This window comes from Amycolatopsis sp. NPDC049252, from assembly GCF_043197175.1.
Taxonomy (GTDB): Bacteria; Actinomycetota; Actinomycetes; order Mycobacteriales; family Pseudonocardiaceae; genus Amycolatopsis.
The window spans coordinates 45,986-56,173 of record NZ_JBICSQ010000030.1 but is presented as its reverse complement, the minus strand read 5'-3'; the positions used below and the strand labels follow the sequence as shown (position 1 = coordinate 56,173).

Genomic DNA, 10,188 nt, shown 5'->3' with positions numbered 1-10,188 from the left:
GGACACGCCCGGCGGGTTTCCCACCGGGCGTGTCCTACTGTCGTCCCATGCGAGCGGTGTGGGTGCTGGCCGGGATCCTGGCGTGGAGCGAGTGGCTGAACCGGCGCTGGTCCCGCACGCTCGTCACCGCCGGCGACGACGGCGGTTCCGAAGCCGTGGTCGTACTGGGCTACCGCAACCGCGGCCCGACGGCCAACGCCGTCAACCGCTGGCGCGTCCGCGCCGGCCTCCGCTCCCTGGCGGGCGACGACACCCGGGTGATCTTCAGCGGCGGTGTGACCGGCGACGGCCCCGCGGAAGCCCAGGTGATGGCCGACTACGCGAGGCGCGTGCTCGGGTACGGCGGCCGGCTGGTCCTCGAAGACCGAAGCCGGACGACGTGGGAGAACGTCACGAACGTGATCCCGCTGCTGGAGGACGTCGACCGCGTGAAGATCGCCTCCCAGCCGGCACACGCGCTCAAGGCCCGCGCCTACCTCCGCCGCCGTCGCCCGGACCTCGCCGAGAGGCTCGCACGCGCGGACGACTACCGAGTGGGGGAATGGCTGCTGGTGAAGCCGTTGCTCGCGCTGTACGGCCTGTGGACCCTGCGCCGCCTCGAGCCCGGCGAACGAGCTCCCTGGCACCGGCTTCGCTCGGCTCAACTGCCGTGACGGCCTCCTTCCCGGCTCATATGGCGGTTAAGGAGGCCTTCACGGCAGTTCGGCAGCGGTCGGCGCGGCGCGAACGAAACGCCCGGCGGCAGGTCCCGCCGGGCGTTCCGAGCAAGCCCGCTCAGGACAGTCGTCTCCGCAGCAGAGCCGTGCCGATAGCCGCGAGACCCGCCACCCCCAGCCCCCGCAGCACCCGGTGCTGCCGCCCCGCCCGCCGCTGCGCCACCGCGTACGGGATCGTCGTGTTGGTCACCATCGCGTGCAGCGGCATCCACCGCTTGCCGGACACCCGCTCCAGCGCCACGTCCAGGGCCTTCTCCACCCGGACCGCCGGTGAGCGGACCGTGTCCCGCAGCTCCGCGAAGTTGCGCCGGGACATCTCGGCCAGCGCGTCCGTGTTCGGCTTGCGCCGCGCGTAGTACCGCTCGAACGCCACGCCCGGGTCGTCCGGGTGCGCGCGCAGGCTGCTCACCAGCTCGCGGCAGTCCTCGAACGCCGCGTTCATGCCCTGGGCCAGGAACGGGAACACCGCGTGGCACGCGTCGCCGACCAGCACCACCTTGTCCTCGTGGTGCCACGGTGTCGTGCGCGTCGTGACCAGGTTCATCGTCGGGCGGTCGAAGAACCACGTGCCGATGTCCGGGACCAGCTCCAGCAGGTCCGGGAACAGGTCGCGGAACAGCCGCTCGACGTCGCCCGCGTCGCGCAGGGTCTCGAAGCTGCGCGGGCCGCGGAACGGCAGGACGCACGAGCAGGTGAACGAGCCGTCGCGGTTGGGGTGGGCGAACATCATGGTGTCGCCGCGCGGCCACAGGTGGAAGACGTCCGGGTCCATCCGGAACCCGCCGTCCGGCCGGGCCGGGATGTGCAGCTCGCGCCAGCCCCAGTCGAGGAACTCCTGCGTGTAGCCGGCGCGCTCGTCGCGCTGCAGGAAGCGGCGGACGGCGGAGAAGACGCCGTCGGCGCCGACCAGGACGTCCGCCTTCGCGGTCAACCCCTTGCCGGTGGTCTGGTCGACGAAGTACGCGGTCGCGGTGTCCTTCTCGATGCCGGTGCACCGCGCCTCGAAGACGAACCGGACGCCCGGGACCTTCGCGGCCGCGTCGACGAGCAGCGCGCCGAGGTCACTGCGCTGGATGGCCAGGATGCCGCCGTTGCCGTACGTCGAGAACCGCGTGCCGCCTTCGCGGTCGTGCAGCAGCCGGCCCCGCATCGGCATGACCAGGGCGTCCACTTCGGACCGGAGCCCGGCGTGCTCGAGGGCGTCGAGCCCCCGGCGGGAGAGGCCGAGGTTCATCGACGACCCCTCACCGGAGGCGACCCGCGGGTCCGGGCGGAGGTCGTAGACGGTGACCGTGTGGCCTTCGCGGCCGAGTGAAAGCGCGAGGAAGGCGCCGGCCATGCCGGCGCCCACGATGGTGAACTCCATGCGTACCCCTTCCGGGCGAAAGTGTCAGGGCGAGCGGACGGCGTCGCGGCGCTCCGTCAGCCGCCGGACGAGCTGGTCGCGGATGCGGGGCGGGATGTCCGGGGCGAACCGCCGCAGGTAGCTCTCGGCGTGCACCCCGGAGTCCATCAGGAACGGCAGGTCGAACACGACGAGCTTGCGGATGGCCAGCAGCGGCACCGGCGCGCGCAGCGCCTTGAAGTGCGGGTTCCACAGGCCCGGCTGGTCGCACGCCGGGTGGAACTGGCCGATCATCACGCCGTCGGCCACGAACCGGTCCTTCGCCCGCGCCTGCACGGCGTCGAGCGCGGCCGAGCTGAGCGGGTCGAGGTGCGGCAGCACGAGCAGGATGGTGAGCAGCTCGCGGTCCTGGCCGCCCAGCTCGGCCGCGAGCTTTTCGTACCACGATCGCAGGCTTTCGACGGCCTCGGTGATGTCGGCGCCGCCGGCGTCGGTGAGAGCGGCGAGGTGGAAGAGTCCTCTGTGGAGGGAGGGCTGGGTGTAGGGGCACACCGGTCCGCTGCGGCCGAGGCCGGGGTTCGACGTCACGAGGTATCGCCGGGCCCAGGCCAGGATCTCGGCCACCGGCGCGTGCTGCGCCGGCGGCACCTGCCCGTCGTCGACCTCGGTGGCGGTCCAGATGTGGACCCGGTCGTCACCGATCATCGCGGCCGATGCCCTGCTCGAAGGCGAAGAGCCCGTCCGGGTCCACCCGCCGCTTGATCTCCAGCAGGCGCGGGTAGTTGGCGCCGTAGTACGCCGTGCGCCAGTCCGCGCGGTCCGGGTCGGTGAAGTTCAGGTACGCCCCGCCGGAGGTGTACGGCGCCAGTGCCTCCTGCAGGCCGGTGAGCCAGTCGAGGTTGGCGCGGACGACGCCGGGTTCGTCGTGCTCGTCCCAGGACGTGTCCATCGACAGCAGGAACCGCGCGTCCCGGTGCGGGAACGCGGTGTCCGCCGCCGCGACGCGGTTGACCTCGCCGCCCCAGGAGAACAGGGCCGCGCCGCCGCCGTCCGGGTTGCCGCTGCCGGGCCACCGTTCGAGCCACGAGAGCAGCGTCGCCACGGCGTCGTCCGGCAGCGCCTGGCGGGTGAACGCCGTCCGCGTCGCGAACGCGCCCGCGGCGGTCTCGTGCCGCAGGAAGTCCTTGGCCTCCCAGAACGTCCGGTCGTCGACGTCGCACCGGAACGGGCGGGCCACCGCCAGCACCGGGTCGAGGATCTCGCGCAGCTCGGCGGCCGGGCCCAGGTGCTGCCCGATGGCCGAGACGACGGTGCCGTCCCCGGTCGTGGCGACGCCGATCCGCGCGGCGAACTCGTCGGGCGCGGTCCGGACGGTCTCCTGCAGCACCGAGAACACCTTCGGCGCGTCGGTGACGTGCCAGAGCAGCAGGTAGGTGGAGCAGTCCCGGACCGGGCGAGCCCGGAAGGTGAGGGACGTCGTGATCCCGAAGTTCCCGCCCCCGCCGCCGCGGCACGCCCAGAACAGGTCGGCGTTCTCCCGCGCGTCGCAGTGCACGACTTCACCGTCGGCAGTGACCAGGGTGGTCGCGACGAGCGCGTCGGCGGTCAGTCCGAACTTGCGCGACGTCGCGCCGTTGCCGCCGCCGAGCGCCAGGCCCGCGATGCCGACCGAATCCCCGTTGCCCAGCGCGAAAGCCATCTCGTGCGGCTGGAGCGCGGTGTACACATCGGACATCAGCGCGCCGCCCGCCGCCGTGACGAGCCCGGTCTCGCCGTCGGCGGTCACCGCGTTCAGCGCGCCGACGTCGAGGACCAGCCCGGTGCCGGTCGAGTAGCCCGCGAAGCTGTGCCCGCCCCCGCGGATGCTGACGCCGGTGCCGGTGTCGCGGGCCCAGGCGAGGGTCCGCCGGATGTCCTCGACGTTCGCCACGGCGACGCCGCCGGCCGGCACGGTCCCGGCGAACCGCCGGTTGAACGGCGTCCCCGGGCCGGGCTCACCCGGCGCGAACACCGGGCCGGTCACGGCGCCGGCCAGGTGCCGCCAGTCCGCCTCGGTCGCGGTCACTCAGGTCACCTCTTCGAGGTAGGAGACGCCGGTCGCCGCGTGCGGGCCGTAGCGCTCCCACACCTCACGCAGCCGGACCCGGCCGTCTTCGGTCACTTCCGGGGTGTTGACGGTGTGTCCGCTGATGACTTCGCCGCCCGCGAGCACGATGGTGTATCCCAAGTGGAGGGTCCCGTCCGCGGCCCGCGTGCCCGCGGTCGAACCGCGCAGCACCTCGCCGCCGGCGAACTCCGACCACACGACGTCGCCGTCCTGCCGGTACACGGTGACCGGGTTGGATTCGCTGCCGGTCTTGCGGAACTTCTTGCCGTCGTAGTCCAGCACCGGTTCAGCCCGCCTCGGCCGGCGTCGCCTGCCGCGCCAGGAACTCCTCCGACATCGAGGTGTCCCACCAGATCGCGTAGTACGCAACGTCTTCGTCGGTTTCGTTGACCACCTGGTGCGCCAGGCCGGGCGGCAGGAAAACCAGGTCCCCGGCGGCGATCTCGTACCGCTGCCCGCCGCCGCGCACCTCGGCCCGGCCGGACATGACGAAGAAGATCTCGCGGTCTTCGTGGGCGTGTTCGAGCGCGACGTCGCCGGGCCGCAGCACGCACCAGGCGCCGCGGAAGGGCGCCGCCACGCCGTCCCACGGCAGCAGCAGCTTGAGGTCGAGGCCGTCCATGCGGTGCAGGTGCTCGGGTTCCCGCTTCCGGATGGTCACGACGGCAGGTTCGAGGTCGGTCACGTCCCACTCCGATCGGTGGTGGATCAGGCTCAGGCTCAAGAGATGAGCCGAGGCTAAAATCGGCCGGTTCCCGCGGGATAGGGGAGCGGTTCCCGTCCGCCGGGGAATCGGTCCCGTGCGGTTCAGCCGCGGCCGAGCCCGGCGTCGCGCGCCATCACGATCACCCGCGCGCGGTCGGCCGTGCCGAGCTTCGTGAAGATCGCCGAGACGCGGTTGCTGATCGTCTTCGGTGCCAGGGCGAGCTCCCGCGCGATGGCGGGGTTCGACTTGCCGGCGGCGATGCGGTCGAGCACTTCCCGTTCCCGTGCGGTGAGTTGCGCGAACGGGTAGGGATCGAGGCCGGTGTCCGGGCGCAGCCACGCGCCGAGCCGGCCGGCGATCGCCTTGCAGATGATGGCCTCGCCCGCCGCCACGGCCTGCACGCCGCGCAGGATCTCCGCCGCGCCGGCGTCCTTGCCGAGGAAACCGCGCGCACCGGCGTGGAAGGCGGACGTGATCGCGCGGTCGTCGTCGACCTCGCTGAAGACGAGCACGGCGGTCCCCGGCGCGGTGCGCGAAACCCGGCTGATGACGGCGATCCCGTCGTCGTCGCCGAGCTGCACGTCGATGACGAGCACGTCCGGCCGCAGCCGGGTGGTCTCCGCGAGCGCCCCGGCGGCGGTGGCCGCCTCGCCGACGACGGTGACGGCGCCGGCGCGCTCGAGCATCGACCGGACGCCGCGGCGCACCGCCGGCCGGGTGTCGGCGAGCACCACGGTCGGTGCCGCGACATCGGGCACCGCGTCGATGTCGGCCGCGTGCAACCTGCCCCGCGGGTCCGGCATCCAGGTGATTTCGCCCGCGTTCGCCTGCTGCTCCACGTTTTCCCCCAGCACCCTTCGGCCCCGCCCCATCCGGGGACCGGCGAAGCTTCGCAGTCACCGTCGACAATCCGGTTGCAGTCCGTCGACACGGTGATGACAGCGGAGCCCTTGACAAGAAAAGTTGTCGGTGAGACGGTGGTGGCACGCGAGACGCACCGGGGAACCGCCGGTGCGGACGGTCCGGAGCAGCCGGATCGTCACCATCCGACCTCGAAAAACAGGGGGAGCAGTCATGTCCTTCCAGGCCTACCTCGACAACGCCGAGAAGCGGACCGGCATCACCCCGCGTGGCTTCCTCGACCTGGCGTCCGGCAAGAACCTGACGAAGCACGGCGAAATCGTCACGTGGCTCAAGACCGAGCACGGCCTCGGCCACGGGCACGCGACCGCCATCGCCCGGCTCGTCACCAAGGGTCCGGACTTCATCGCCGAGCACCACACCGAGGGTGTCCTGCACCTCGACGGCGTCGCCGCCCGGAGCTGACGGCCCCGGGCGGCACGGCGGGTCAGCGGTTCAGGCCGGGGCGATCGGGCCGAGGTGGGTGCCGCCGGAGACGTCGAGGGTGCGGCCGGTGATCCAGCGGCCGCCGGGGCCGGCCAGGAACCCGACCACGTCGGCGACGTCCTCGGGCTCGCCGATCCGGCCCAGCGCGGTGATCGACGCACCGGGGCGGTCAGGTCGGTCCGGATCGGGCCGGGCGCGACGGTGTTCACCGTGATCCCGCGGTGGCCGAGGTCGTTGGCCAGCGTCGGGGCGAGCGCCTCGACCGCCGCTTTGCCGACGGTGTAGGCGATCTGGCTCGACACGGCGATCCGCGAGGCCATCGAGCCGACGGTGACGATCCGGCCGCCGTCGGTCAGCAGCATCGGCGTCTTCACGTTGACGGCCAGCAGCCGGTCGAGCTCGTCCTCGGTGAGCTGGGCGAGCGTGCTGTGCGAGCCGATGCCCGCGTTGTTGACCAGGACGTCCAGCCCGCGATCGCCGAACGCCGCTTCGACCGCGCCGGCCAGCTCCTCGACGGCACCGGCGTCCTCGATCATCGTCACGGTCTCCTTGGCCGCGACCTCGTTGCCCCCGTGGTGCACCGCGACGACGGCCCCGTCGGCGGCCAGGCGGCGGGCGATCGCCCGTCCGATGCCCCGCGAACCCCCGGTCACCAGTGCGGTCTTCTCGGTCATGTCGGGCTCCTCCGGTCGGTGCCGGGCCGTGGCGACCCGGCACCGACCGAAGGTTTCCGCGCCCCGCCGACCGGACGCGCACCGCGCGCGAACCGGTCCGCGGCCGGCGGTTCACGCGCGTTGGGTGCTGCGGGGCAGCGCGACCGGTTTCGGGAGCCGGCGGACCAGCGAGACCATCACCGCGCCGAGCAGCCCGGCGAGAGCGAAGACGCCGAAGCCCGGCGCGGACAGCCCGCCCGCCACGAGGATTCCGCCCAGCCGCGGGCCGAAGACCGCGCCGAGCCGGCCGACTCCGGACACCCAGCCGAGCGCGGTGGCGCGGCTGTCGGCGGGGTAGTAGGCGCCGACGCTGGCGTAGATCAGCGTCTGCGCGCTGAACAGCCAGCCGCCGGTGAGGAACACGACCACGTACGTCACCAGGAGCGGCATCTTCAGCGCGAGCAGGCCGACACCGACCGCGGTGAGCGCGAACCACGTGATCGCGACCGGCCGCGAGCCGAACCGGTCGGCGAGCCGCCCGGCGACCAGCATGCCGGCGATACCGCCGACGTTGATCACCAGCAGGAAGCTGATCGCCGAGCCGAGGTTGTACCCGTGGGCGCGCATCATGGTCGGCAGCCAGGTGTTGACGCCGTAGACCAGCAGCAGCCCGGCGAACGACGCGACCCAGAACAGCAGCGTCGTCATCCGGACCGACGGCGCGAACAGCCCGCGCAGTCCGCCGCGGCGTTCGGGGCCGGGTTCGGGGGCGAACGCGTCCAGCGACACCGAGAACCGGTCGGCGATCGCCCGCGCCCGCTCGGTCTTTCCCTTGGCCAGCAGGAAGGTCAGCGACTCCGGCAGCATCACCGCGACCACCGGCAGCACGACGACGATCGGCACCGCGCCCAGCCAGTACACCGAACGCCAGCCGAGCGACTCGACGATCACCATGCCCAGCGCGCCGGCGAGCGCGCCGCCGGCCTGGTGGGCCGTCATCACCACGGTGACGGGGAGGTTCTTCCGCCACGGGGGCGCGTACTCCATGACCATGGCGATCGCCGACGGCAGCAGCCCGCCGAGCCCGACGCCGGCGACGAACCGCGCGCCCCCGAAGAACTCCACGCTCGGCGCCAGCGCGCACGCGGCCGAGGCGAGGGAGAACAGGACGACGCCGGTGAGGATGATCTTCCGGCGGCCGATCCGGTCGGTGATGACGCCCGAGGCGAGCGCGCCGAGCATCATGCCGAAGGTGGTCAGGCTGCCGATCGTGCCGCCGGTGACGGCGGTCAGCCCGAACCCCTTGTCGGCGAGCACGCCGGGCAGCGTCGCGCCGTAGACGAACAGGTCGAGGCCGTCGAGCAGGACGAGCACCCAGCAGAGCGCGGTCACCCGGACCGACAGGCGGCTCGAAGCGGCGGGGGAGGAATCCGGTGCGGACATCGATGTCCCTCTCGTCCGGAGATGGGGCGAAGGGGCTCGAAGTTACATCCGCCGAGATATTGTCCACAAGATTCGTGGCATGATTGTTCACAATTTAGGCGACATGGCCTAGTGATCGTGTGGTTCCTTCGACAGTTTCGCCAGCTGGTCCCGCGCCGCGCCCGCGACGTCCGACGGGACACCCAGGTCCTCGAGCATCTCCGCGGCGGCCGCCATCTCGGCCGTGCGGCGGACCGCGTGGGTGTACGACCCGGTGACCAGCCGCTCCACCGTGGACTCGTTCGCGGCGGTCAGTTCGTCGGTGATCAGCTGCCGCAGCCAGTCTTCGCACCCCGCCGCCCGCGCGGCCCGCAGGGCCTCGACCACCGCCGCCGACATGCCCTTGAAGAACACGCTGCGCAGCAGCTTCCGTTCGGCCGCCAGTCCGGCCTCGCCCGGCATGACGTCCACCGCCGCGCCGAAGCCGTTGAGCACCGCGGCCACTTCGGCGGCCGCGGTGCCGGTCGCGAGCATCGGCACCCGCAGCCCGCGGCCCGGCACCGGCGCCATGATCGCCACGTCCGCGAAGCCGGTGCCGCGCGAGGCCGCAAGGGTGTCCAGCCGCCGCTTCGCCGCTGGTGACGCCGTGTTCAGATCCGCCCAGAGCGCTTCCGGTGCCATCCCGGCGAGTCCGGCGGCGAGCGCGTCGTGGGCGGCCGACGCGCTGTTCACGCTCAGCACCACGTCCGCGCCCGTCGCCGCTTCGGCCTCCGAGCCGGTGGCGACGATCCCCTCCGGCGCGGCCACGGCGGGGTCGTAGCCCCGGACCACGGCGCCGGCCGCCGCCAGGTCGCGCGCGAGCGCGCCGCCCGCTTCGCCGAGCCCCAATACCGCGATGGTTCCGCGCATAGCACAATCCTCTCCGGGCACCTACGATCAAGTGAACGATCTGCTCGACAAAATTGTCAACAAACAGGGGTGGGAGTATGACGGAGACTGCCGCGGACCAGCGGCCGGCGGAACGATCCGTGGTGGCCGCGATCCGCGACGCCATCGTCCGCGGCGAGTTCGTCCCCAACCAGCGGCTGGTCGAGGCCGATCTGTCCGCCCAGTTCGCGGCCAGCCGCGCCAGCGTGCGGTCCGCCCTCATCGAGCTCACCAACGAAGGCCTGGTCGAGCGGGTCCAGAACCGCGGCGCGCGGGTGCGCGCGGTCTCCCTTGAGGAGGCCGTCGAGATCTCCGAAGTGCGGATGATGCTCGAGGCGCTGTGTGCGGCGAAAGCCGCCGAGCGCATCACCGACGCCGAGATCGCCGAACTGCGCGAGCTGGGGGAGGCGATGCGCGACGCCGTGTCGAGCGGCGACGTCGTCGGCTACTCCGGGCTCAACCAGCGGCTGCACCGCCGCGTCCGCGAGATCGGCGGGCAGCGCACCGCCGAGCAGGTGCTCGAACGGCTGCGCGGGCAGAGCGTGCGCCACCAGTTCCGCCTGGCCATGCGTCCCGGCCGCCCGCAGGTCTCGCTGCCCGAGCACCTGGCGATCATCGACGCGGTCTGCGCGCACCACCCGGTCGAGGCGGCCGAAGCCGCCCGGGTCCACCTGCAGAGCGTCATCGAAGCCCTGCGCGAAGCCGACGCGGCCGAGGTGTCCCACCTGCGCTGACCTGGTCCCGGCGTGCAGCGGCCAAGCGATCGTGTCGTCCATCCGCGTACGCGTGTCGTCCGTCTGAGTACGCGTGTCGTCCATCAAGGTCCACGCGAGCGTTCAGGTCGGCAGGCGCACCGGTGCCGGAACGGACGACACGCGTACCCCGGTGGACGACACGCGTACGCGGATGGACGACACGCGGGTCGGGCACACCGGAAGTATTTGTCGCCAAGATTGTTGACAATT

11 protein-coding genes and 1 pseudogene are annotated in these 10,188 nt (G+C 72.4%); 3 read left to right on the top strand and 9 right to left on the bottom strand.

What is annotated here, in order from left to right; all coding sequences use genetic code 11:
• The first annotated feature begins 47 nt into the window (after positions 1–47).
• Positions 48–653 (top strand): YdcF family protein, encoded by a 606-nt coding sequence (locus ACGFMK_RS27370; RefSeq protein ID WP_392768820.1) that lies wholly within the window; start codon positions 48–50, stop codon positions 651–653.
• Between the two features lie 121 nt (positions 654–774).
• Here the strand turns inward: ACGFMK_RS27370 and ACGFMK_RS27365 are convergent, their stop codons facing one another.
• The 6 genes from ACGFMK_RS27365 to ACGFMK_RS27340 form a co-directional block, all read right to left on the bottom strand.
• Positions 775–2,082 (bottom strand): FAD-dependent oxidoreductase, encoded by a 1,308-nt coding sequence (locus tag ACGFMK_RS27365; protein WP_392768817.1) that lies wholly within the window; start codon positions 2,080–2,082, stop codon positions 775–777.
• A gap of 24 nt (positions 2,083–2,106) precedes the next feature.
• Positions 2,107–2,766 carry a DUF6875 domain-containing protein gene (locus tag ACGFMK_RS27360; protein ID WP_392768815.1) on the bottom strand — a complete coding sequence of 220 codons (660 nt, stop codon included), beginning with the start codon at positions 2,764–2,766 and terminating at the stop codon, positions 2,107–2,109.
• Positions 2,756–4,126 (bottom strand): FAD-binding oxidoreductase, encoded by a 1,371-nt coding sequence (locus ACGFMK_RS27355; RefSeq protein WP_392768812.1) that lies wholly within the window; start codon positions 4,124–4,126, stop codon positions 2,756–2,758. Before ACGFMK_RS27355 ends, ACGFMK_RS27360 begins: the two co-directional genes overlap by 11 nt.
• Entirely contained in the window at positions 4,127–4,450 is a 324-nt protein-coding gene (locus tag ACGFMK_RS27350; protein ID WP_392768809.1) for a hypothetical protein, read from the bottom strand.
• A 4-nt stretch (positions 4,451–4,454) separates the two neighbouring features.
• The gene (locus ACGFMK_RS27345) at positions 4,455–4,853 is read right to left on the bottom strand and encodes a cupin domain-containing protein (RefSeq protein WP_392768806.1); all 399 of its coding nucleotides are present in this window, start codon (positions 4,851–4,853) and stop codon (positions 4,455–4,457) included.
• Between the two features lie 122 nt (positions 4,854–4,975).
• Positions 4,976–5,713, bottom strand: a complete 738-nt coding sequence (locus ACGFMK_RS27340; protein WP_392768803.1) for a response regulator — start codon at positions 5,711–5,713, stop codon at positions 4,976–4,978.
• Between the two features lie 235 nt (positions 5,714–5,948).
• On the opposite strand from ACGFMK_RS27340, the gene ACGFMK_RS27335 reads away from it, so the two are divergent.
• Entirely contained in the window at positions 5,949–6,200 is a 252-nt protein-coding gene (locus ACGFMK_RS27335) for a DUF4287 domain-containing protein (protein ID WP_392768902.1), read from the top strand.
• A gap of 221 nt (positions 6,201–6,421) precedes the next feature.
• Here the strand turns inward: ACGFMK_RS27335 and ACGFMK_RS27330 are convergent.
• The 3 genes and pseudogenes from ACGFMK_RS27330 to ACGFMK_RS27320 all read right to left on the bottom strand — a co-directional run.
• A pseudogene (locus tag ACGFMK_RS27330) lies at positions 6,422–6,895 on the bottom strand (SDR family NAD(P)-dependent oxidoreductase); the annotation flags it as partial.
• Positions 6,896–7,006: 111 nt separating this feature from the next.
• The gene (locus ACGFMK_RS27325; protein WP_392768800.1) at positions 7,007–8,317 is read right to left on the bottom strand and encodes an MFS transporter; all 1,311 of its coding nucleotides are present in this window, start codon (positions 8,315–8,317) and stop codon (positions 7,007–7,009) included.
• Between the two features lie 108 nt (positions 8,318–8,425).
• Complete coding sequence (locus ACGFMK_RS27320) at positions 8,426–9,205, bottom strand: DUF1932 domain-containing protein (protein WP_392768797.1); 780 nt, start codon at positions 9,203–9,205, stop codon at positions 8,426–8,428.
• 77 nt (positions 9,206–9,282) lie between these two features.
• Here ACGFMK_RS27320 and ACGFMK_RS27315 point away from each other — a divergent pair, with 77 nt between their 5' ends.
• The gene (locus ACGFMK_RS27315) at positions 9,283–9,957 is read left to right on the top strand and encodes a GntR family transcriptional regulator (protein WP_392768794.1); all 675 of its coding nucleotides are present in this window, start codon (positions 9,283–9,285) and stop codon (positions 9,955–9,957) included.
• Positions 9,958–10,188: the final 231 nt, after the last annotated feature.